At 67.6% G+C, this 23,235-nt stretch carries 18 protein-coding genes; 7 read left to right on the plus strand and 11 right to left on the minus strand.

Going from position 1 to position 23,235, the window contains the following annotated elements; genetic code table 11:
- Window positions 1–48: 48 nt before the first annotated feature.
- On the plus strand, window positions 49–2,160 hold the full coding sequence (locus ACYQOP_RS10190; protein WP_461225279.1) for a TonB-dependent siderophore receptor: 2,112 nt from the start codon (window positions 49–51) through the stop codon (window positions 2,158–2,160).
- Between the two features lie 181 nt (window positions 2,161–2,341).
- Here ACYQOP_RS10190 and ACYQOP_RS10195 read toward each other — a convergent pair whose 3' ends face one another.
- Entirely contained in the window at window positions 2,342–2,557 is a 216-nt protein-coding gene (locus ACYQOP_RS10195) for a hypothetical protein (RefSeq protein WP_461222310.1), read from the minus strand.
- A gap of 268 nt (window positions 2,558–2,825) precedes the next feature.
- Window positions 2,826–3,437, minus strand: coding sequence for a ComEA family DNA-binding protein (locus ACYQOP_RS10200; protein ID WP_056434609.1), 612 nt, complete (start codon window positions 3,435–3,437; stop codon window positions 2,826–2,828).
- Window positions 3,438–3,656: 219 nt separating this feature from the next.
- Between ACYQOP_RS10200 and ACYQOP_RS10205 the strand changes: the two genes are divergently transcribed.
- The 4 genes from ACYQOP_RS10205 to ACYQOP_RS10220 all read left to right on the plus strand — a co-directional run bounded on the left by ACYQOP_RS10205 (window position 3,657) and on the right by ACYQOP_RS10220 (window position 10,504).
- Window positions 3,657–5,522, plus strand: coding sequence for an ABC transporter ATP-binding protein (locus ACYQOP_RS10205; protein ID WP_461222311.1), 1,866 nt, complete (start codon window positions 3,657–3,659; stop codon window positions 5,520–5,522).
- A gap of 203 nt (window positions 5,523–5,725) precedes the next feature.
- Entirely contained in the window at window positions 5,726–6,862 is a 1,137-nt protein-coding gene (locus tag ACYQOP_RS10210) for an S-(hydroxymethyl)glutathione dehydrogenase/class III alcohol dehydrogenase (protein WP_056434602.1), read from the plus strand.
- A 193-nt stretch (window positions 6,863–7,055) separates the two neighbouring features.
- A complete protein-coding gene (gene fghA, locus ACYQOP_RS10215; protein WP_461222312.1) occupies window positions 7,056–7,889 on the plus strand; it encodes an S-formylglutathione hydrolase in 834 nt (277 codons plus the stop codon).
- 425 nt (window positions 7,890–8,314) lie between these two features.
- Window positions 8,315–10,504 (plus strand): TonB-dependent siderophore receptor, encoded by a 2,190-nt coding sequence (locus tag ACYQOP_RS10220; protein ID WP_461222313.1) that lies wholly within the window; start codon window positions 8,315–8,317, stop codon window positions 10,502–10,504.
- A 72-nt stretch (window positions 10,505–10,576) separates the two neighbouring features.
- On the opposite strand, the gene ACYQOP_RS10225 is transcribed toward ACYQOP_RS10220, so the two are convergent.
- From ACYQOP_RS10225 to ACYQOP_RS10265, 9 genes are all read right to left on the minus strand, one after another.
- Window positions 10,577–11,539 carry an aliphatic sulfonate ABC transporter substrate-binding protein gene (locus ACYQOP_RS10225; protein ID WP_461222314.1) on the minus strand — a complete coding sequence of 321 codons (963 nt, stop codon included), beginning with the start codon at window positions 11,537–11,539 and terminating at the stop codon, window positions 10,577–10,579.
- A 29-nt stretch (window positions 11,540–11,568) separates the two neighbouring features.
- Entirely contained in the window at window positions 11,569–12,108 is a 540-nt protein-coding gene (locus tag ACYQOP_RS10230) for a cupin domain-containing protein (protein ID WP_461222315.1), read from the minus strand.
- Window positions 12,109–12,134: 26 nt separating this feature from the next.
- Window positions 12,135–13,076, minus strand: a complete 942-nt coding sequence (locus tag ACYQOP_RS10235) for an ABC transporter substrate-binding protein (protein ID WP_156467945.1) — start codon at window positions 13,074–13,076, stop codon at window positions 12,135–12,137.
- A complete protein-coding gene (locus tag ACYQOP_RS10240; RefSeq protein ID WP_461222316.1) occupies window positions 13,076–14,179 on the minus strand; it encodes an LLM class flavin-dependent oxidoreductase in 1,104 nt (367 codons plus the stop codon). Before ACYQOP_RS10240 ends, ACYQOP_RS10235 begins: the two co-directional genes overlap by 1 nt.
- Before the next feature lie 33 nt (window positions 14,180–14,212).
- Complete coding sequence (locus ACYQOP_RS10245; protein WP_461222317.1) at window positions 14,213–15,370, minus strand: acyl-CoA dehydrogenase family protein; 1,158 nt, start codon at window positions 15,368–15,370, stop codon at window positions 14,213–14,215.
- Window positions 15,371–15,592: 222 nt separating this feature from the next.
- On the minus strand, window positions 15,593–15,865 hold the full coding sequence (locus tag ACYQOP_RS10250; RefSeq protein WP_461222318.1) for a hypothetical protein: 273 nt from the start codon (window positions 15,863–15,865) through the stop codon (window positions 15,593–15,595).
- A gap of 101 nt (window positions 15,866–15,966) precedes the next feature.
- Complete coding sequence (gene ada / locus ACYQOP_RS10255) at window positions 15,967–17,064, minus strand: bifunctional DNA-binding transcriptional regulator/O6-methylguanine-DNA methyltransferase Ada (RefSeq protein ID WP_461225281.1); 1,098 nt, start codon at window positions 17,062–17,064, stop codon at window positions 15,967–15,969.
- Window positions 17,065–17,198: 134 nt separating this feature from the next.
- Window positions 17,199–18,761 carry a PepSY-associated TM helix domain-containing protein gene (locus ACYQOP_RS10260; RefSeq protein ID WP_461222319.1) on the minus strand — a complete coding sequence of 521 codons (1,563 nt, stop codon included), beginning with the start codon at window positions 18,759–18,761 and terminating at the stop codon, window positions 17,199–17,201.
- 71 nt (window positions 18,762–18,832) lie between these two features.
- A complete protein-coding gene (locus ACYQOP_RS10265) occupies window positions 18,833–21,133 on the minus strand; it encodes a TonB-dependent siderophore receptor (protein ID WP_461222320.1) in 2,301 nt (766 codons plus the stop codon).
- A gap of 510 nt (window positions 21,134–21,643) precedes the next feature.
- Between ACYQOP_RS10265 and oxlT the strand changes: the two genes are divergently transcribed.
- Together oxlT and ACYQOP_RS10275 are read left to right on the plus strand one after the other, a co-directional pair.
- Window positions 21,644–22,951 (plus strand): oxalate/formate MFS antiporter, encoded by a 1,308-nt coding sequence (gene oxlT, locus ACYQOP_RS10270; RefSeq protein ID WP_207413415.1) that lies wholly within the window; start codon window positions 21,644–21,646, stop codon window positions 22,949–22,951.
- 90 nt (window positions 22,952–23,041) lie between these two features.
- Window positions 23,042–23,227, plus strand: a complete 186-nt coding sequence (locus tag ACYQOP_RS10275; RefSeq protein WP_056434567.1) for a hypothetical protein — start codon at window positions 23,042–23,044, stop codon at window positions 23,225–23,227.
- Window positions 23,228–23,235: the final 8 nt, after the last annotated feature.

The following is a 23,235-nucleotide window of genomic DNA, read 5'->3' on the forward strand; positions in this document are numbered from 1 at the left end:
GAAGAATTATATTGCAGCACAGTGCTGCGCCCGCTCGTCGTCTTGAAGATGACGACCATCCTGGCGATCGGTGTCGTGCCGTTCTCCGGTGCGCGAGCCCAGGTGCTCCCGGCCGAGAGCGCGGTGGTGTTGTCGGAATTGTCGGTGATCGGCAGTGGCGAACGGGCGAACGGCCCCGTCACCGGCTACCGGGCGAGCCGTTCCGCGACCTCGACCCGGACGGACACCGCCCTGCGCGACTCTCCGCAATCGGTCCAGGTCGTGCCCCGTGACGTGCTCATCGACCAGCAGGACGTCCGCCTGACCGATGCGCTCACCAATGTGAGCAATGTCCAGCCCGCCGGCACCATCCAGGGCCGGTCCGACACCTATGTGCTGCGCGGCTTCAACACGCAGACCTACGCGATCGACGGCGTGCTGCTGAATCCGGCCAACACCTTCCAGCCGACACAGCGCGACCTCGCCAATGTCGAGCGCGTGGAAGTGCTCAAGGGCCCCACCTCCGTTCTCTATGGCAGGGGCGATCCCGGTGGCCTGATCAACATCGTCACGCGCCAGCCCATGCTCACGCCCTCCGCGGACCTCACCCTGCAGGGCGGGTCTTACGCATTCCGGCGGCTTCAAGGCTCGGTGACGGGGGCCGTTCCCGGGACGGAAGGGCTCGCCGCCCGCTTCAGCTTCGCCACGCAGGACGACCCCACCTTCCGGGATTTCGGTGGCCCTTCCAATTCGCGGCATTTCTTCGCGCCGTCCCTGCTGTGGACGCCCGATGCATCGACGCGGATCTCCCTGAGTGCCGAGTTCTCGCGCCAGCACAGCCAGTATGACGAAGGTCTCACCGCTTTCCAGGGCCGGGTGCCCCTGGACAATATCCGCCGTTACTACGGCGAGTCATGGTCCCGGTATTACGGAGAATCGAACTCCATCACCCTGCGGGCCGAGCATGACGTCAACGAAAGCCTGACCCTGCGGCAGGTGATCAACGGCCAGTGGGGCCAGTTCGATGTGTTGGCCACCCGCGCCACCGGGGTGAGCGCGAACGGGGCGTCGCTGACGCGGCGTCTCTCCGAGGTCGAGTCCATCTACAATTCGATCGACAGCCAGACGGAGGCCGTCGCCCGTTTCGACCTGTTCGGCTTCCGCCACACGGCCCTGTTCGGCGTCGAAATCGTGGACGGTTACCGTCATCCCTATACGCAGCAGGGGACAGCAAGCGCGGTTTCCTTCCTCAACCCGATCCGGGGTTCGATACCGCAGATCGGAACGCTCGCCCTGCAGAGCGACCTGCGGCAGAACCTGTTCATGGTCGGTACCTACATGCAGGACCAGATCGAGCTGGCCCAGGGGCTGCAACTCGTCCTCGGCGTCCGCGTGGATACGGCCAACCAGCTGTATTTCCAGCGCACCCTCACCAACAACACCGTCCCACCCACGCGGGACGTCACCGGAACCTCGCCGCGCGTCGGCCTGGTCTGGCGGCCGATCGAGCCGCTCACCGTCTATGGAAGCTACACGACCTCCTTCACCCCACAGACCGCCAACGTCATCGGTGGCCTTACGCCGGCGCCGGAGACCGGCGAGCAGGTCGAGATCGGCACGCGCGTCGACCTGATCCCCAATCGCCTCACCCTGAGCGCCGCCGCCTTCCGGATCGTTCGGGCGAACGTCGCCGCGACCGACCCCTCCGACAGCCGCTTCTCCATCATCACCGGCGAGCAGCGTTCGCAGGGCGTCGAGGCCGACATTGCGGGTGAGATCCTGCCCGGATGGAGGATCATCGGCGGTATCGGCTATCTCGATGCAAAGGTGACGCAGGATACGACGATCGCCATCGGCAACCGGCTCCCGGCTGCCCCGACCTTCAGCACCAGCCTGTGGTCGACCTACCAGTTCCAGAGCGGCCCGATGCGGGGCTGGGGCTTCGGCGGCGGCGTCACCTATGTGGGCGAGCGCTTCGGCGACATCAGCAACAGTTACAAGGTCGGCGCCTATGCGCGCCTCGACGCGACCTTGTTCTACGAGATCGACCCGACATGGCGTTTCGCCGTGAACGGCCGCAACCTCACGGATCGCCGCTACATCGAGCAGCCCTTCAATCAGTTCAACAATCTCCCCGGCGCACCGCTCACCGTCCTCGCCAGCGTGACGGCCCGCTACTGAGGTAAGGCTCGCTGCCTGCCGCAAGTCACACCTCGCGCCCGGCCGGTCGCGGGATGTGACGCGGTGCGGCGACCGAGATCGGCGGCCCCATCACCGGCCCCGGCAGGGCCGATCCCGCCCGTGGCGCGGCGGTCTCCTGCGACGGTGGGGCCTGACGCCGTCGCGCCTATTGTTTGCTCGCCTATTGCTTGGCGCGATTGATCAGCGTCTGGAGCGCTCTCGCCACGGGCTCGGTGACGTTCTTGCGGTACTTCTTATGGACGAGCTGGCCGTTGTGATAAATGTCGTGCTCGACATAGAGCCGCTCGCCATCCCACCGCACCACATTGTCGGTCTCGGAGGTCTCCGTCACCCCGAGATCGTCGCGCAGGGTGATGTTGCTGGGCTGTGTCAACATATCGGGTCCTTTCAAGCGTTTCCGGTGCATCGGGCGCGTGGGATGCGGCTTTGTCCCGTGGATGGCGGAGCGGGCTTTGCGAAAACGGTCCGCGCAATGCCGGTGAACCGGGCTGTCCCTCGCCGAGCCGTCATGGCACGCACCTCACCCATCCGGCTCCGACACCTCGTTGTCCCTCTGGCGGGTCGCACGGCTGCAACCCACCGTCGTTTCGCCGATCTTACGGAGCGGCGGCGTTCGATGCCAGCACGAAGCCGGCCTCCATCGCTCAACGCACGGTCACCTGGTTCTTGATCCGCTCATAGGTCGACCGGCTGAGGACGCGTTTCGAGAGAAGCTGATCCACCGAGGCGTAGGGCCTGCGCTGGGTGATGGCGCGGCCGATCATGCCGCCACCCTTGAGGCCGTTGAGTTCCGCCACCGAGGCGGTGTTGAGATCCACCACGGACACCGCCGCCGGCCCCGCATTGTCGATGGCCTGCTGCGTTTCCGACGGGGTCGCGTTCAGCGGAGGGCTCTCGGCCAGGGGCGCCACCGGGCCGCCATAGGGGAGGGGGGGCGGGTTCAGTGTGGAATTCCCCGTTCCTTCCGGCGAGCCGGCCGGTGCGGACTGCCGGGGCAGCGGCCGGATCGGCGAGGGCGGCAGGACGGAGGCCGGTGGGGCTTCCTGCGGGGCGGCGGGTGCCGGTTCCGCGCGAGGTTGCGGCGCAGTCGCGACGGTTCTCGGTGGGCTGGCCTTGGTCGGCTCGGTGCGCTGCACCGTCGGCGCGGGGGGCGGAGCGTCGGCACCCTGCGGCCAGAAGGCCTGGACCAGACCCGCCAGCGCCGCCGCCGCGACGAAGAGCACCACCACCCGTAGAAGAGTCGAACCGCTGAGCATCCAACCCGCCTCACGCGCACAATGCAGGCGAGATTCTAACATGGGACACAAAGCAAAGTCTTGCCGTCATGCCCGATGTCCTCAGGCGTGTGCACAATGAAGCGGATCGACTGAGCCCGCCGGTCGCCTCAGGCCGTCACGCCGACACCGCGTGGGAATCTTATCGTGCACCCTACGACGCATCGACGGGCGCGGTCGCTCCCGTCATGGTCCGCCGCGATGTCCACCGCCTCCCTCGCCCCCTTGCTGAACCGGTTCGTCGTCGAGCGCGTGGGCGCCCTGCGCTACCTGCCGGCGCTGTTTCGCCTCGTCTACGCCGCGAGCCCGCGCCTGCTGATGGCGAGCATCGCTCTGCGTCTCGCACGGGCGAGCCTGCCGGTGCTGATGCTCTATCTCGGCAAGCTCATTCTCGACGCCATCGTGGCCGAGCATGCCCGGCCCCATCCCGCCGGAACCGGCATCGCCGGTTGGATGGCGGACCCGGCCCTCGCCCGATTGGCCGGTCTCGTGGCGGTGGAGCTCGGCCTCGCCATCCTGTCCGATCTGCTCGGGCGGCTGAGCACCCTCACCGACGGGCTGGTCGCGGACCGCTACGCCAATGCCGCCACCCTGCGGCTGATGCGCCACGCCGCCGCCCTCGACCTCGAGCAATTCGAGGACAGCGCCCAGCAGGATCGGCTCGAACGCGCCCGCCGGCAGGTGACCGGGCGCTCCAACCTGCTGTTCCAACTCTTCGGGCAGGGGCAGGACCTCATCACGCTCGTCGCCTTCGGGATCGGTCTAGCCGCCTACGCCCCCTGGCTGATCCTGCTGCTCGCCGGCTCCCTCGTCCCGGCCTTCCTGAACGAGCTCTACTTCAACCGGCAGGGCTATCGCCTCGCCTGGACCCGCACTCCCGAGCGGCGGCAGATCGACTATCTGCGCTATCTCGGGGCCAGCGTGGAATCGGCCAAGGAGGTCAAGCTCTTCGGCCTCAACGCCTATATCGCCGAACGCTACCGGATCGTGGCCGCCAAGCTCCTGGACGACAACCGCTCCCTCGCCATCCGGCGGGCCGGCTGGGGCGGCCTCTTCGCGGCCTTGGGCACGCTCGCCTATTACGCGGCCTATGCCACCATCGTCTGGCGCACGGTGGCGGGCGCCTTCTCCATCGGCGACCTCGCCTTCCTCGCCGGTTCGTTCCAGCGCCTGCGCAGCCTGATCGAGGGCCTGCTGCTCGGCTTCTCGCAGATCTCCTCGCAGGCGCAGTATCTCGAAGACCTATTCTCGTTCTTCGAGGTGGTGCCGCTGATCCGCTCGCCGGAGCGTCCCGTGCCGTTCCCGCAGCCGATCACCGAGGGCATCGTCTTCGAGGAGGTCGGGTTCCGCTATCCCGGCACCGAAACCTGGGCGGTCCGGTCCTTGAGCTTCCGCCTCGCCGCCGGGGAAGTGCTGGCCCTGGTGGGCGAGAACGGGGCCGGCAAGACCACGATCGTCAAGCTCCTGACCCGGCTCTACGACCCCACCGAGGGCCGCGTGCTGCTCGATGGCCGGCCGCTCTCCGATTACGACCTCGACGACTTGCGCGCCCGAATCGGCGTGATCTTCCAGGATTTCGTCCGCTTCGATTTCACCGCCGCCGAGAACGTCGCCGTCGGGCGCATCGAGGAGCGTGAGGACGCCGCCCGCATCGCCCGTGCCGCCGGGCGCAGCCTCGCCGACGGCGTGATCGAACGCCTGCCGCTGGGCTACGACCAGCCGCTCGGCAAGCGCTTCGCCGACGGTGTCGACCTCTCCGGCGGCCAATGGCAGAAGATCGCGCTCAGCCGGGCCTATATGCGCGAGGCCGAGATCCTGATCCTCGACGAGCCCACCGCCGCCCTCGACGCCCGCGCCGAGTTCGAGGTGTTCCAGCGCTTTCGCGATCTCAGCCGTGGCCGCAGCTGCGTGCTGATCTCGCACCGCTTTTCCACCGTGCGCATGGCCGACCGCATCCTCGTCCTCGACGGGGGCAAGGTCATCGAGGCCGGAACACACGAGGAACTTCAGGCGAGGGGCGGGCGCTACGCCGAATTGTTCGAACTGCAGGCCGCCGGCTACCGCTGAGGCGCCGGCGGGTATGCTTCCGCGACAACACAGGGGCGACGCGATCTCCCACGCGGCCCGAGGGCGTTGCATCTCGTCTCCAGAACCATCATTGCACGAAACAGATTTTCGGGCCGTTCGGCTTGCCCTCCCCTGGATGAGGCGAAGTCGAAGAGTCGGCAGTTCGACACCGTCCGTGATCGTCCAGACATGAGAATAGAGATATGAAGACGCGCGCTGCGGTCGCGTGGGAGGCCAAGAAGCCCCTCACCATCGAGACCATCGACATCGAAGGCCCCAAGGCCGGCGAAGTCCTCATCGAGCTGATGGCCACCGGCATCTGCCACACCGATGCCTATACCCTGTCGGGCCTCGATTCCGAGGGCAAGTTTCCGGCGATCCTCGGCCACGAGGGCGCGGGCATCGTCCGCGAGCTCGGCGCCGGGGTCACGGACCTGAAGGTCGGCGACCACGTCATCCCGCTCTACACCCCGGAATGCCGCAGCTGTAAGTCCTGCCTGTCGCAGCGCACCAACCTCTGCACCGCGATCCGTTCCACGCAGGGCCAGGGCGTGATGCCGGACGGCACCTCGCGCTTCTCCTGTGTTTCCACCGGCGGCAGCCCGGGCGGCTCGAACAGCCTGTTCCACTACATGGGCTGCTCGACCTTCTCGAACTTCACGGTCCTGCCGGCCATCGCGCTCGCCAAGATCCGCGAAGACGCTCCCTTCGACAAAATCTGCTACATCGGCTGCGGCGTCACCACCGGCATCGGCGCGGTGATCTACACCGCCAAGGTCTGGCCCGGCGCGAACGTCGTGGTGTTCGGCCTCGGCGGCATCGGCCTCAACGTTCTCCAGGCCGCCCGGATGGTCGGTGCCGACAAGATCATCGGCGTCGACATCAACCCGGACAAGCAGGAGATGGCCCGCAAGTTCGGCATGACCCACTTCATCAACCCGAAGGAGGTCGGCAACGATCACGTCGTCTCGGCGATCCTCGACGTCACCGGCGGCGGCGCGGACTTCTCGTTCGACTGCACCGGCAACGTCCACGTCATGCGCCAGGCGCTGGAATGCTGCCATCGCGGCTGGGGCGAATCGATCGTCATCGGCGTGGCCGAGGCCGGCAAGGAGATCTCCACCCGTCCGTTCCAGCTCGTCACCGGCCGCGTCTGGAAGGGCTCGGCCTTCGGCGGCGCCCGCGGCCGCACCGACGTGCCGAAGATCGTCGACTGGTACATGGAGGGCAAGATCAACATCGACGACCTGATCACCCACACCATGCCGCTCGAAGACATCAACCACGGTTTCGACCTGATGCACGAGGGCAAGTCGATCCGCTCGGTGGTGGTTTACTGATCCCATCGAGACGAAACGCCTCGACCCTCCCCCCTCCGCGGGGGAGGGTGCCTGCGGAGCAGGCGGGAGAGGGGCCCCCTCTCCGGATACGGCGCTCCCCTCTCCCGACCCTCGCTGACGCGAGGCCCACCCTCCCCCGCAGAGGGGGGAGGGAAGAGCCCGCACCGACCATCGCCCATCAGGAGATCACCGCATGGAAACCATCTCGAAGGCCCGCGCCCATGGCGGCACGCAGGGCGTCTACAAGCACGATGCCAAGACCACCGGCTGTCCCATGACCTTCGCGGTGTTCGTGCCGCCGCAGGCCGAGAACGGCCCGGTGCCGGTGCTCTGGTACCTGTCCGGCCTCACCTGCACCCATGCCAACGTCATGGACAAGGGCGAGTACCGCCGCGCCGCCGCCGAGCATGGCGTGATCGTCGTGGCGCCGGATACCAGCCCGCGCGGCGCGGACATTCCGGACGAGGCCGGCAACTGGCAGTTCGGCTCGGGCGCCGGCTTCTATGTCGACGCGACGGAGGCGCCCTACGCCACCAATTACCGGATGTGGAGCTACGTCACCGAGGAGCTCCCCGCCCTCATCGCTGAGAACTTCCCGGCCGACATGTCCCGCCAGGGCATCTTCGGCCATTCCATGGGCGGCCACGGCGCGCTGACCATCGCGCTCACCTATCCCGACCGTTTCAAGTCCTGCTCGGCCTTCGCCCCCATCGCCCAGCCCTCCACGGCCGGATGGTCGAAGCCCGCCTTCGAGAAGTATCTCGGGACCAACGAGGCGGCCTGGCGCGCGCATGACGCCACCGCCCTGATCGAGGACGGCAAGCGCTTTTCGGAGTTCCTCGTGGACCAGGGCACGGCCGACAGCTTCCTACAGGACGGCCTGCGCCCCTGGCTCCTCGAAGAGGCCTGCAAGAAGGCGGGGATCCCCCTCACGCTGAACATGCGCGAGGGCTACGATCACTCCTACTTCTTCATCTCCACCTTCATGGCCGACCATATCGCCTGGGCCGCCGCGCGTCTGAAGTAAGGCCCCAGCCACTCACCCCATCCCCGGCCAACCGCGCCCGGGGATGGGTCCATCGGCCGTCGTCCGAGACGGGCCGCACTCCGCCACGCAAAGCGTCGCGTCGAGAATGGGCCCCGGCCCTCATCCGGTTCCACCCCTTCGATCCGCTGGCTCACGCCCCGATCCCGCACCGTTGCCGCCACCGACATCTCCAGCAGGCTGAGTGCGCACAAGCATTACAACCTGCGCGGCCTGTGTCGAAGCAGCAACGGCGAACGACGAAGAGTGTTCGGTATCTTGCCACCGACCGAGCCGAAAGCTACGGCGGAAGGGCGAATACATGTTGTATTACAGTAGTTTATCATAATTCTAAAGAGCACTGCAGGCCACGTCTCGCCACTTGCGCGAGCCCGTTCTGCTGCCCGTCATCCGGAGCCAGGCCGTCCATGCCGTCGTCCCCATTCGCCCGTTCCGCCGTCCTCGCGGCCGGGGTGTCGATCACGGTGCTCGCCCTGACGGGAGCCGGTTCGGCACAGGAACGGGCCGTGACCCTCGACACGTTGAGCGTCGAAGGGTCGGGCGCGGGGAACGGCACGGGAGGGGGGAATGGCCGCGGCGCGCCCGAGACCGCCCGTGGCCCGGTGGACGGCTACGTCGCCACTCGCAGCGCCACGGCGACCAAGACCGACACGCCGATCATCCGCACGCCGCAATCGATCAGCGTCGTCAGCGCCGATCAGATCAAGGCACAGGGCTCCCAGACGCTGTCCGAGGCCGTACGCTACACGCCGGGCATCTACGCCAACCAGTTCGGCCCGGACACGCGCCTCGACTGGTTCCTGATCCGCGGCTTCTCGGCCACGGAATCCGGCCTGTTCCGGGATGGGCTCCAGCTGTTCCAGACCGGCTTCGCCAATTTCCGCATCGACCCGTTCGGCGCCGAACGCATCGAACTGCTGCGCGGCCCCGCCGCCACCCTGTTCGGCGGTAGCCCCGTGGGCGGCCTCATCAACATCGTCTCGAAGCGGCCGACCTTCACGCCCCTGCGCTACCTCGAACTCGGCGGCGGCTCGTTCAGCCAGCGCTACGCCGCCTTCGATCTCGGCGGCCCGGTAGATGAGTCCGGCCACTGGTTCTACCGCTTGACCGGCCGTTTCCAGAACGGCGACGCCCAGGTGAATTTCGCGCCGGAGGACCGCTACTACATCGCCCCGAGCTTCACCTATAAGCCCGACGGCGCCACCACCTTCACGGTGCTGACGAGCTTCCAGCGCGACGAGACCGGCGGGGCTGGCCAGTTCCTGCCGTATTTCGGGACCGTGCGCACCAACGCTTCCGGTCTCCGGATCGACCGCAAGCTCAACGCCAGCGATCCGCTGGTGGACCGCTACACCCGCAACCAGGCCAATCTCGGCTACGAGTTCGAGCACCATGTCGACGACGTCTGGACCGTGCGCCAGAACTTCCGGTTCTCGTTCACGGAAGTCTCGGATTCCCGCTACGTCGCCAACGGCTACAACAATGCCGCTCAGACGGAGTTGGCCCGCTACGGCTTCCTGACGACGCCCCGCGCCGGCATCTTTACCGTCGACAATCAGGCCGAGGCCCGGTTCAACGATGGAACGTTCGGGCATACGGTGCTGATGGGCGTCGATTACAAGCGCTACAGCTTGTCGGACAATCAGGCTTCGACCTTCCCGGCCCCGCCCCTGAACATCCTCGCTCCGCGATACTTCCAGGCCGCCGCCGCGCCCGCCCCCTATCGCGTGCTGAACCAGCAGCTCCAGCAGGTCGGCCTCTACGCGCAGGATCAGATCGCGCTCACCGAACGCCTGACCTTCCTCATCGGCGGTCGCCAGGACTTCGTCGACAACAACATCGACAGCAAGATCCCGTCGGGTACATCGACCCAGATCAGCGAGAGCGCCTTCACCGGCCGGCTCGGCCTCATCTACAATCTCGACAACGGGCTGGCGCCGTACATCACCTACGGGACATCGTTCAACCCGACGGCGGGCGCCGACGTGAACAACCGGCCGTTCAAGTCGGAGACCGGCGAACAGGTGGAAATCGGAACCAAGTTCCAACCCGTCGGCTGGAACACGCTCTTCACCTTCGCGGCCTTCGATCTCGTCCGCAACAACACGCTGACGCCGAACCCGGACAACATCTTCACCAACCTGCAGATCGGTTCGGTGCGCTCGCGCGGCTTCGAACTCTCGGCCACGGCGACCCTCGCCGAAGGCCTGAACCTCACGGCCGCCTATACGCTCTACGGTCTGCGCACCATCGAGGGAACGGTCCTCGACCTCGGCAAGGCCCCGGTGGGCATTCCGCAGACCCTCGCCTCGCTCTGGGCCGATTACACGATCCCGGTCGGCACTTTCAAAGGCTTCGGTTTCGGTGGCGGCGTGAACTATGTCGGCCAGTCCTACGCGGACGTCGCCAACACCCTCGTCGTGCCCGAATACGTCACCTTCGACGCGGCGGTGCATTACGATTACGCCGGATGGCGCGCCGCCGTGAACATGATCAATGTCGGCGACAAGCGCTTCGTCTCGTCCTGCTCGTCCGCGACAGCCTGTTTCTACGGCACGCAGCGCAAGATCGTCGCGAGCGTCTCGTACAAGTGGTGAGCCCGCCCCTCCTGCGATGAGGGACGTTTCGATCCCGATGAGCCTGGCTCATCGGGATTTATCGTTCGCCGGTCAGGACTTGGTCGGCGCCCAGATGCCGAGCGCCGAGGCATCGACGGCGCGCGGCAGCAGGCCCTCGGCGCGGAACGCATCCGCGATGGTCTGTTGCTCGGCGAGACCGTCCCGGGTCACCGGCTCCACCGCGTAGGTGCGGCGGGCATTGGCCTTCGCGACGATGGCCGGGTCGAGCTTCCACAGCGCGCCGAGGCGGTTCGCGGATTCGTCCGGGTTGGCCTTCACCCAGGTTCCGGTGTCGCGCAGCTTGGCGAAGACGATGTCGAGGATGTCGCCGTGCTTGGCCGCGTACTCGACCGAGGCGAGGTAGTAGCGCTTGTAGAGCGACAGGCCGGTTCCGTCCTTCAGGACGCGGGCGCCCGTCTGCAGCTCCGCCGCCGAGAGGAACGGGTCCCAGGCGACCCAGGCCTCGACCCCGCCGCTGGCCAGCGCCGTGCGCCCGTCGGCTGGGGTGAGGTAGGCGGGCGTGATCGCCTTGAACGGAAGGCCTTCGGCCTTCAGGGCGGCGAGCAGGAGGTAATGCGCGCCGGCGCCCTTCGTCACCGCGACCTTGCGGCCCTTCAGGTCCGCCACCGTCTTGATGGGTGAATCGGCCCCCACCAGGATGGCCTGCGCGGCGGGGGAGGCGGCCTCCTGCGCCACATAGGTGATCCGCGCATTGGCGGCCTGGGCGAAGATCGGCACCGTGTCGGCCACATCGGCCGACAGGTCGATCTGGCCTGCATTGAGCGCTTCCATCACCGGCAGGCCGCTGGTGAATTCATGCCAGGTGAGCCCGACCTTGAGGGGCTCCAGCGCCTTTTCCAGGCTGCCATCCTGCTTCAGCAGGGCGATCAGGGTCGAGGATTTCTGGTAGCCGATGCGCAGCGTCCTCGGCTCGGCGGCGAGCACGCGTCCCGGAGCGAGGGCGAGAAGACTCAGCGCGGCGGCGGCCCGCAGCGCATGGCGACGATGGATCATGGGACGGCGTCTCTCGGTATGGCGCGAAATCAGGGATGCTTGTGGATCGGGTCGACCCAGTGGACCGTCTCGGGACGCTCGACGGGTTCCACATCGGTGATGTTGACCACCACCGCCTCGTTGTCGGAGCGCACCAGGACGCAGTTCAGCGGCTGGTCCGGATCGGCGTTGATCTCCTGGTGCGGCACGTAGGGCGGCACGAAGATGAAGTCGCCGGGGCCGGCCTCGGCCACGAATTCCAGCTTGTCGCCCCAGCGCATGCGGGCGCGGCCGGAGACCACGTAGATCACGCTCTCCAGCGCCCCGTGATGGTGCACGCCGGTCTTGGCGTCGGGGGCGATCGCCACCGTGCCGGCCCAGATCTTCTGCGCGCCGACGCGGGCATGGTTGATCGCCGCCTGCCGGAACATGCCCGGTGTCTGGGCGGTGTTGGAATCGAGCTTGTCGCCGGGGATCACCCGCACGCCGTCATGCTTCCAGCGTTCCGCGCCCAGGGCCGGCTCGTGGTCATGCGCGTGATCGTGGTCGGAATGGGCGTGATCGTGGCTGTGGTCGGAAGGGTCGTGCATGGGTCCAGTCCTCGGCGGCGGTCTGTTCAACGTACCGCGATCGCGGCCGGTTCGAAGCTCCGATCGAGGATGATGTCGGCGCGCGGCGCCCGCGCGGCGGGGATCAGCCCGGAACGGACGTAGAGGTCGATGTTGCGCTGCTCGTCGGCGATCACCGCGTCGTCGATGGGCACCGCCCGATATTCCGCCCGCGAGAACCAGCGCAGGGGCACGGCCTCCGGCAGGCCGATGAGCTTCGACCAGACCGCCGCGTAGGGCGCGGGATCCTTGAGCGCCCATTCGCGCGCGCTCACGAGGCGCCGACCGAAATCGGCGAGCTGCGCGCGCTTGGTCTTCAGGGCGGCGTCGCTCGCCACCGCAAAGCTCAGGCCCGGCGTGATGCCGTTGCCGTCGCGGACGACACGGGCGAGGCCGGCGAGTTCGGCCGTGGAGGTGTAGGGCTCCCAGGTCGCCCAGGCATCGACGCTGCCGCCCGCGAGCGCGATCTTGGCATCCGCCGGGGGCAGGAAGCGCAGGGTCACGGCATTGGCCGGCAGGCCCGCCTCTTCCAGCGCGGCCAGCACCACCTGATGGCCGATGGAGCCGCGATTGGTGGCGATGCTTTTGCCCTTCAGGTCGGCCACCGTCTTGAACGGTGAATCCTTGGCGACGAGGATCGCCAGGCCGTCCTGCTTGTTGCGGAAGGCGACGAAGGCCTTCACCGGAACCCCGGCGGCGGCCGCGAAGGTGAAGGGCGCGTCGCCGACGCCGCCGGCATCGATCGCCCCGGCATTGAGGGCTTCGAGAAGAGGGGCTGCGGCGGGAAACTCGCTCCATTCGAGCCGGTAGGGCAGGTCGGCGAGGACGCCGGCCGCCTCCATCAGGGCGCGGGCATTGCCGCGCTGGTCGCCGACGCGAAGCACCGTCTCGTCGGCGCGGGCGATGCCGGCGAACGCCAGCACGGCGAGGAGAGTGATAAGAGCGCGCATCAGGCTGCCTCCGCCCGCTCGCCCCGCCGGGCGAGGAGCCGCTTGAAGGTGGGAATCAGGTCACGGCCATACGCGATGGCGTCTTCCAGCGGGTCGAACCCGCGGATCAGGAAGGTCCGCACCCCGAGGTCGTGGTAATCGAGAAGGGCGTCGGCCACCTGCTCCGGCGTGCCGACGAGGGCGGTGGAATTGCCCGAGGCGCCCGTCTCCCTGGCGATGGCGGTGTAGAGCCGCTTGTCGAGGCGCGAGCCTTGGGACGCCGCCGCGAGCAGGCGGCGCGAGCCCTCGTTCTCCGGCACCGGCGCCGGCCCGAGGCCCCTGGCGGCGCGGGTGGCGCGGGTGCGGGCCAGGATGTCCTCTGCCCTGGCCCAGGCTTCCTCCTCCGTCGCAGCCAGGATCGGCCGGAACGACAGGCTGAATCGGGGATCGCGGCCATGGGGGGCAGCTGCCGCTCGCACCCTGGAGATGGCCTCCCGGACCTGATCGAGGCTCTCGCCCCACAGGGCGTAGGTGTCGGCGTGACGCCCGGCGACAGTGATGGCGGCCGGGGAAGCCCCGCCGAAGAAGACCGAGATGCCGCGCGGGTCCACCGGCTTCACCTCGGAGAAGCCCCGGTCGATCCGGTAATGCGCGCCGGCGAAATCGAACGGCGCTTCGGCGGTCCAGACCTGCCGGGCGATGGTGAGGAATTCGTCGGTGCGGGCGTAGCGCTCGTCCTTGGTGAGGTGGTCGCCGTCCTGCGCCAGCTCCCTGTCGTCGCCGCCGCTGATGGCGTGGATGGCGACGCGCCCGCCGGTCAGCTGGTCGAGGGTCGCGAATTGGCGCGCGGCCACCGTCGGCGCGGTGAATCCGGTGCGATGGGCGATCATCAGGCCGATCCGGTCGGTCACCGCCGCGATCTGGGCGGAGAGCAGCAACGCGTCGGGCTGGGTCGCGTAGAAGGCCACCAGGATGCGGTCGAACCCGCCCCATTCATGCGCCTGGGCGAGCAGCCGGAGATAGTCCCGGTCGATGGCGGGGCCCGAGGCCGCATGGGTCTCGGAGGTGTAGCGCGGGGCGGCGAAGCCGATGAATTCGACGGCATCCGGCGACGGAAAGCTCATCGCGATCTCCTTGAGTCCGTAACTGGGAAGGGGTCAAAGGCCGAGGGCGGCGCGCCCGGCGGCGATGCGGACCGCATCGGTCTGCGGCCAGTGGATGCGCCCGCACAGGACGTCGCGCAGGTGTCGTTCCAGCGGGTTCGCCCGCGACAGGCCGGGATTGCCGGCGAGTTCGACGGCGCGCTGCACCAGCTGGATCGCGTTCTCGGTGACGGTGGTCTTGAGGAACCCGGATTCGGCGACCGAGGGGCAGGCGCCTCCGTCGACATCCGCGGCAAAGCTCCGGATCAGGCGGGCATTCACGACGAGCAGCCGCTCGTTCTCGCCGATGGCATCCTGGAACCGCGGCAGGGTCGCGAGGCTCTGGCCGAGGCTTCCGGGTTTGCGGTCCCTGGCGAAGGCGATGAACCATGCCTGGGCCGAGCGCGCGACGCCGTCATAGAGGGCGGAGAGCATCGCCGTGCTCCAGGCCTGCTGCTGGAGATCCGGCTTGCGCCAGCCCTCGGGCGGGCGAAGGTCCACCGCATGATCGGTGGGTACCGCCACATCCTCGAAGATCACGTCGTGGCTGCCGCTGGCGCGCAGGCCGAGATGGTCCCAGGTCTCCTCGATCCGCACGCCATCGGAGGCCATCGGCACCAGGATGTTGCCGATGCGCGGCTCCGCCTCATCGGTGCGGACGAAGACGAGGCCATGGGTGAGGGCCGGGCTGCCGGTGGAATAGATTTTTCGGCCGCTGATCAACCATCCGGTGGAGGTCGCCCGAGCCACCGTCTCCGGCATGCCGCCCCTCGAGGGGGTTCCGAGTTCGGGCTCGACCCGCAGGGCGTTGATGAGCGCGCCGTCCTCCACCGCCGCGCGGCCGAGCCCATCGGCGATCGCCAGGGGCCAGCTTTCGTCCGGCGAGGCTGCGCGCGCATGGATCAGCCCATGCTGGAGAAAGTGCATGGTGAGCACCAGGGCGGTGGAGGGCTCGCCTCGCGCCAGGGTGCCGATCACCATCGCGGCCTGCCCGAGACCGGCGCCGGCGCCGCCTAGCCTGCGCGGCACGGTCAGCCCCGGCAGGCCGGCATTCCGGCAATCGGCGATGTTGTCATGCGCGAATCGACCGGCGCGGTCGTGACCGTCGGCCCGTTCGGCGAAAAGCCGGGCGAGCCCATCGGCGGTGTCGCGCAGAGGCGGGGAGAGGATCATTCGGAAAAGACAGGATTCTTCGGACGCGTCGGATCACCGGGCTCACGGAACACGCCGCGAAAGCCCCTCACCAAGTGCCGCAATGGTCCCGCCGAAACCCCGTCCTGTCAACGGGAACGTTCTTTTTTAAGAACGAAGGATCGGAGAAGGCCCTTGCCGTTCATCCGTCCCGATAGCGAAAGTCCTTTCCCGTTGGCTCAAAGCAGAGGGGGAATGCGAATCTCACCCCCGGTCGGCCTTCATCCGTCCGGCGCTCGTTCGGGTCGGTTCGTTCGACAAAACAAACGTTTCTGCGGCTCGGCGCGGCGGCTCGATCTCATCGCGATCGTCGAGGTCGGGGCTGGCGGCGGAGGCGAACTTGGCGAATTCCCAGCCGTCGATCCAATCCAGTCGGTCGGTGGAATCCTCGCCGCCCGGGGCGTGATCGATGGTCTGGCCCTGCCCGTAGGCTTCGAAACCCATCCAGTAGAAATCCGGCGTCTCGGCGGTCGTCACGGCATTCTCCCTCTCCGGGACGGTCATGCCATGGGACGGGCCGCGCCACATCCTCCGGATGGGGTAGCGCGGTGATTGGTATCGGTCGGGCGTATCGAGATTCAGACGACGACGCCCTCGCGGGTCAACAGGGCGCGCTTGCGTGCTACGCCCCAGCGGTAGCCGGACAGCGACCCGTCCGAACGGACCACCCGGTGGCAGGGTATCGCCACGGCGATGGAATTCGCGCCACAGGCCAGCGCCACCGCACGGCTCGCCGCTGGAGCATCGATGGCTCTGGCGATGTCCGCATAGGTCGCGGTGGTGCCGATGGGGATCTTGCGCAGGGCGTCCCAGACCCGCTGCTGGAAGGCGGTGCCACCGATATCGAGCGGCAGGCCGAGACCGCGCGCGGGCGTCTCGACGAACCCCACCACCTGGGCCATCCAGCTCTCGAAAGCCGCGTCGCCACCCAGCAGCTCGGCCTTCGGAAACCGGTCCTGCAAGTCGCGGGACAGTTGGTCGGGATCGTCTCCGAGCAGGATGGCGCAGATTCCCTTGACTGTCGCCGCCACCAGGATGGCGCCGAGGGCGCATTGGCCGATCCCGAACCGGATCGCGACGCCTTCGCCGCCCCGGCGGTAGGTCTCGGGCGCCATGCCGAGGCGGTTCGTCGCCTCCGCGTAGAAGCGGCTGGGTGAGGCGTATCCGGCCTCATAGATCGCCTGCGTGACCGACGCCGCCCGGCTCAAGCCCGAGGCGAGAGCCTCCGCGCGTCGCGCCGCCGCGTAGGATTTCGGCGTCACGCCGGTGACCGTCTTGAACACCCGGTGGAAATGGAACGCGCTCAGACCGGCCGCCTCCGCCAGTGCCCCGAGGTCGGGCAGGGTTTCGGCTTCGTCGATGAGGCGGCAGGCGCGGGCGACGGCCTCCGCCCGGCGCGCGGCGAGGCTGGGCGCGTTGGGGAGGCAGCGCTTGCAGGCGCGAAAGCCGGCTTCTTCCGCCTCGGCGCAGGAGGCGTGAAAGCTCACATTCTCGGGTCGCGGCGCACGCGCGGCGCAGCTCGGCCGGCAATAGATCCCGGTGGTGCGCACCGCATAGACGAAGATGCCATCGGCGGCCGCGTCGCGGGAGGCGAGGGCGGCCCATCGCGCAGCGTCGCCGCCTTCGAGGCGGCATCCTGCAGGATCGGCGATGGATGGGACGTCCTGACGGGCCATCGGTTCGGGGGCGGGCACGGCGTCGATCTCCTGATCGGGCGACGACGGCGCGGGCCGCCGCTTCAGGCCATCATACTGACCCCGAGGCTCGCCGGCCGCATCCCGGTTCTTGCTCCCGCTTTCGTCTCCTTGGTTCAGGCCGTCCTCGGCGCGCCGACGGGGGCGGCTTTCGCACGCTTGCGCGTCTGGAAATGCGCGACCTTGTGGGCGACCAGCGCGAACAGCCCCGCGAGAGCCACCATGGCGGCATCGAACCAGAGGAGGCCCGGATCGTGCCGCAGCAGGGCGCTCGGCGACGGCGCGGCGGCTGCCAGGAGGTCCGCCAGCGCCACGGCGAGGAACAGAATCGCGGTGACGACGGCCATCTCCCGCCAGGCGGCGCGATGAGGCCGGAACAGCGGAACCACGCTCATCACGATCCAGGCGCCGAAAAAGGCCCGGACCTCCCAGTCGAGGCGGCCCTCGAGGCCGGGAGGGAGTACGCGGTTGGCGAGGAAATACACCGCGATCGCCGCCGGCAGGCCGATGACGGTGCCGATATTGAGGGCCTGCACCACGCGAAGGCCGAGGGACGGGGCCTCGCCGGGTTTCGGCAGCCGGGCGACGGACCACAGGATCAGCCCGCTCGCCACCATGACGCATCCCATCAGGCCGCAGAGGAAGAACAGGATGCGCAGGGCCGGCCCGGCGAAATGAGCCTCGTGCAGGCCGACCATGGTGGTGAAGGTCTTGGCCGCCGGCTTCAGCCCGCCCTGCAGGATCTCGACGATCTCGCCGGTGGTGCCGTCGAAGGCGATCTGCGGATGCTGGTGGGCGAGCCCGTGCGGCTCCTCGAAGATCGCGATCACCGTGGATCGGGCATCGCCCGGATTGACGATGGACAGGCGCTCCAGCGGCTCGTGGATCGTCGCCACGGCGCGGGCGACCATCGGCCCGATCGGGGCCAGGGTTCCGGGCTGGCCGAGGGGCGGGCGCTGGGCCGTGATCTGGGCGGTCTCGGCGTAGAAGCGCGTCGCATCGCCGTTATACGCGGCGGTGACCCCCCAGGGCATGTAGATCATCGCCAGGGTGACGATGCCCGTATAGGTGATCATCAGGTGGTAGGGCAGCGCCAGCACGCCGGTGACGTTGTGGGCGTCGAGCCAGCCGCGCTGGGCCGACTTGTCCCGGCGCAGGGTGAAGAAATCGGCGAAGATCCGGCGATGGGTGATGATGCCGCTGATGAGCGCCACCAGCATCACCATCGCGCAGATGCCGACGATCCAGCGCCCCCAGAGCGGCGGCATGTGCAGCTCGAAATGGAAGCGGTAGAGGAAGTCGCCGCCCCTGGTCTTCCGGAAGGTCGCCGGCTCTCCCGTCTGCCCGTCGAGCTGGACGATGTTCGGGGGCGTGCCCGGCTTCGTCCGCCAGAACAGGTCGATGATCGGCCGGTCCGGCTGTGGCAGGCCGATGGACCAGGACCGCGCGCCCGCGGCATGGGCCTGGAGATGGGCGAGCCCGATCTCCGCCGCGCGGGCGAGGTCGGGGGCCGGCTCGGCCCGCGCCGCCTGCCTCAGCTCCGGCTGCATCCAGGCCGTGATGTCGGTGCGATAATAGCTCGCCGTTCCGGTGACGAAGACAGCGAACAGCACCCAGCCGACCACGAGGCCGGACCAGGTGTGCAACCAGGCCATGGATTGGCGAAGGCCGTTCTTCATGCCGCACATCCTTCTGGCATGTCGTTCTCAAGCGGTCTCGGTCGAGGCACCGACGGGCGCGCGGCCATTCTCTACCAGCGATACCGGAGCGTCGCGAGCACGGTGCGCGGTGCGCCGTACCAGCACCAGGCCTGGAAGGCGCAGGATTGCACGTAGGTCTCGTCGAGGAGGTTCTGGGCGTTGACCTGCAACTGCATGCCCTTCAGGCTCGGCGACAGGTAGCTGAAGTCGTAGGACGCGACGGCATCCACGACGAGGTTCGCCGGCACCTTGAAGCTGTTGGCGGCGTCGCCCTGCGAGCCGCCGAGATAGCGGAACCCGCCGCCGAAGCCGAGGCCGGCGAACATGCCCGTGCGGACCTGATAGTTGCCGAAGAGCGAGATCGTGGTGTCCGGCACCTGGATCGGACGCAGGCCGACGAGGCCCACGGTCTGGCGGGTCGTCTCGTTCAGCGTCGTGCCGGTGCCGGCGGAGTTGATGGCGTCGATGAGGGAGAAGCCGCCGACGACGGTGAGGTTCTCGGTGACGTTGGCCCGCGCTTCGAACTCGACGCCCTGAACGCTGACTTCGCCGTTCTGAATGGAGAAGCGCGGACCGTTGGCGATATCGGGAGACAGCGAGTTCTGGCGCTTGATGTCGAAAGCGGCCGCCGTCAGCAGGATATCCGTGCCGGGAGGCTGGTACTTCACGCCGGCTTCGAACTGCCGGCTGGTGATGGGATCGGGCAGGCGGCCGAAGCTCGGGTCGCCGGTGAAGATCTGCCCGGAAAATTGCGGCTCGAACGCTTCCGAATAGCTGACATAGGGAGCGATGCCGCTGTCGAAGAGATAGAGCAGGCTCGCCCGGCCCGTGAAGGCTTCGCTCGGCGCGTCCTGATCGCTGACGAGCTGACCCGCCATGTCCCGGGTCGGGCCGCTCTGTCTCACCCAATCGTAGCGTCCGCCGAGGGTCAGGGTCAGGCGGTCGACCTTGACCTGATCCTGGAAGTAGATCCCGGTCTGGTGGGAGGTGATGTCGGAATAACCCGAGAAGGCCGGGAAAGAGATATTGGTCAGTCCGTAGACCGGGTTGAGCACGTCGAGGCTCTGGGGGACTGTCGGGAACGGTGTGCTGAACGTCTTCGTATAAAGCGTCTGGTGGTCGAGCCCGACGAGGACGGTATGGGCGAGCGGGCCGGTCTGGAAATCGGCCACGATGTTGTTGTCGTTGGTAAAGGCGTCGATGGCCACGTTGGTGCCGCCGATGGCCCGATTGAGGAATCGGCCACCCCAGGCGAGGTTGTTCGAGGTGGCGTCGTAGAGGCTGCGGTAATCGCCGAGGGTGCGCAGGAAGCGCCCCGACGAGTGGACGCGGATGCCCTCGTCGAAACGGTGATCGAAGATGTAGGTCGCCGAGGCCTGGGTGCGGTCCGAGCGCTCGATATTCGGGTCGCCGTCATAGAAGTTGCGCGGCAGGCTGCCGAGCGGTCCGTTGGCGACGCCGAAATTCGAGGGGAACAGCGTGCCCTTGGCGGGCAGGGCGCCGTAATAGCCGGAATAAGGGTCGCGCTGGTACAAGCCGATGACCGTCAGCGAGGTGTCGGCAGACGGGCGCCACGTCACGCTGGGGTTGATGAAGCTGCGCTCGATCGAGGTGGTCTTGGCCGGGCCATCGGCGTTCCAGCCCGCAGCGATGATGCGGTAGGCGAACTGGTCTGCCAGCACGCCGTGGCCCTCGATCGGGCCGCCGACATCCACGCCGCCGCGCACGGTGTTGTAATCCCCGCCCTGGATGAAGATTTCGCCGTGGCGGACGAAGGACGGAACCTTGCTGACGAGGTTGACGATGCCGCCCGGGCCCGACTGCCCGTAGAGGACCGAGGCCGGCCCCTTGATGATGTCGACGCGCTCCAGCCGGAACGGATCGACGGACGGGCCGGCGTCACGGTTGCTCGGCAGGCGCATGCCGTCGAGGAAGAGGGGCGCCTGGAAGCCGCGGATGAGGAACTGTTCGAGGCGGGTCGAGCCGGAGCCGCCGCGCTGCTCGGTGGTGACGCTCGGCGTGTAGCGCAGGGCCTGGTTGACGGTGAGAGCGTTCTGATCCTCGATCTGCTTTCGAGAGATGACAGAAATCGACTGGGCCGTTTCAAGAATAGGCGTATCGGTCTTGGTGCCGACGACGCTACGCGTGGCAGTATAGCCACGCACTGGACCGACCGGACCGCCGGCATCCGCCCCCGATGCGCTCGGACGTCCCTCGACACCATCGACCGACAAGGTATCGAGGGTCACCGCGTGGTCCGCGCCCTGCGCCATGACTGGTTTCGACAGTACAGCCAGCACGGCCACGCTCGACAGCATGGCAAGGACGACACGGCCGCGAACGGACGACATCGCAGCAGGGCTGCGATGATTGAGCGAGAGCTGATGCACAGCGGAACCCGATTTGCCAGGATTTGATGAATCAGAAGCGTTGTAAAGAACGACTGCTCTCTAATTCGTGTTGTGAAATCATCTGGCAAAGAAGCTATTCTGCATGCAAGTGCTATCTTCTAGAACTGTTTTAGATAAAAACTCCGATTTTATAATAGGTTGCTCCTTCGCGGACGGCGTCGGCAGACGATTTTACCCTCCTCCATGGCGCTGGGCGTGAATCCCGCCCGCCCGCGCGGCGCAGTCCCGCAATGGAAGCATGGCCGTTCTGCCCTCCATTCTGGTGTGGATCGCGAGCGTGGCGAGGCGATCGACCCGCCCCGTGGTGGCCCCACCCGCACACAGACTAGCCATCGGGCCATGCATACGAACGGGCGGGAATTTTAATCCGTGGTATATTGTATGCCTTGAATTTTGATGCATGATGGAGTGGGGATTCCACGACACACCCAAACAAGAATGGATTCAGGGATGGAACGACAGGACGCACCATCCGCCAAATGGCGGCAACTCGCCTTCGGCGTTCTCTGCATGGCGATGATCGCCAACCTGCAATATGGCTGGACGCTCTTCGTCGATCCCATCGACGCCAAGTTCCACTGGGGCCGCGCGGCGATCCAGTTCGCCTTCACGATCTTCGTCGCCACCGAGACCTGGCTGGTGCCGGTGGAAGCCTGGTTCGTCGATCGCTACGGCCCGCGCATCGTGGTCTGTTTCGGTGGGGTGATGATCGCGCTGGCCTGGCTCATCAACTCCCAGGCCTCGTCGCTGTGGATGCTGTACGGCGCGGCGGTGATCGGCGGCATCGGGGCCGGGTCGGTCTACGGCACCTGCGTCGGCAACGCCCTGAAATGGTTTCCACATCGGCGCGGCCTCGCGGCCGGCGCCACGGCGGCCGGTTTCGGCGCGGGCGCCGCGGTGACGGTGGTGCCGATCGCCAAGATGATCGCCAGCAGCGGCTACCAGGACGCCTTCCTGTATTTCGGCCTCGGCCAGGGCGCCATCGTCGTCCTGCTCTCCTTCCTGCTGCGCAAGCCGTCCGTCGCCGTGCCGATCCAGCGCAAGAGCCTGCGCCTGCCCCAGACCAGGGTCGACCGCACGCCGCGCGAGGTGGTGCGCACCCCCGTCTTCTGGGTGATGTACGCCATCTTCGTGATGGTGGCCTCGGGCGGCCTGATGGCGGCGGCGCAGATCGCGCCCATCGCCCATGACTTCCGGGTCGCCGACGTGCCCGTCAGCCTGTTCGGCCTGCAGATGGCGGCGCTGACCTTCGCCATCTCGCTGGACCGGATCTTCGACGGGTTCGGGCGTCCGTTCTTCGGTTTCGTCTCGGATACGATCGGGCGCGAGAACACGATGTTCATCGCCTTCGCGACGGCGGCGGCCGCGATCGTCCTGCTCCTGAGCTACGGCACCAACCCGCTGGTCTTCGTGTTCTCGACGGCGATCTATTTCGGTGTCTTCGGCGAGATCTACTCGCTGTTCCCGGCCACCTGCGGCGACACGTTCGGCTCCACCTTCGCCACCACCAATGCCGGCCTGCTCTACACCGCCAAGGGGACGGCCTCGTTCCTCGTGCCGGTGGCGAGCGTCATCTCGGCAACCTACGGCTGGTCGGCGGTGTTCTCGATCATCATCGGGCTCAACGTGGCGGCGGCGGCGATGGCGATGTTCGTGCTCCGGCCGATGCGGGCGCGCTACCTCGCGCAAGGCCCGGCGCTGGCTTCGGACACGATCGAAGAATCCGGCCCCGCCCGCCTCGCGCGGACACCGGTCTGATCCGTCCGGATCGCGTCACCGGTCCGGTCTCAGAAGACCCGGCCTCCTCGGGGAGGGGCCGGGAATACTCCCGCCCCCTCGAGGATCGTCATGCACCTTCCCGCCATCCTGGCGCTCCAGACCGTACCTTTCGCCGGCCTGATTCTGGCCGGCAAAGAGGACAAGGACCTGTTCACGGTCGTCTATATCGCGGCCCTCGGGCTCATCCTGGCCCTCGACTTCCTGCTCGGCGGCACGTTCGAGATCGCCACGGCCTTCGGAGGCGGGGTCCGCTAGGGACACCC

It is taken from the genome of Methylobacterium sp. CM6247 (assembly GCF_054817925.1).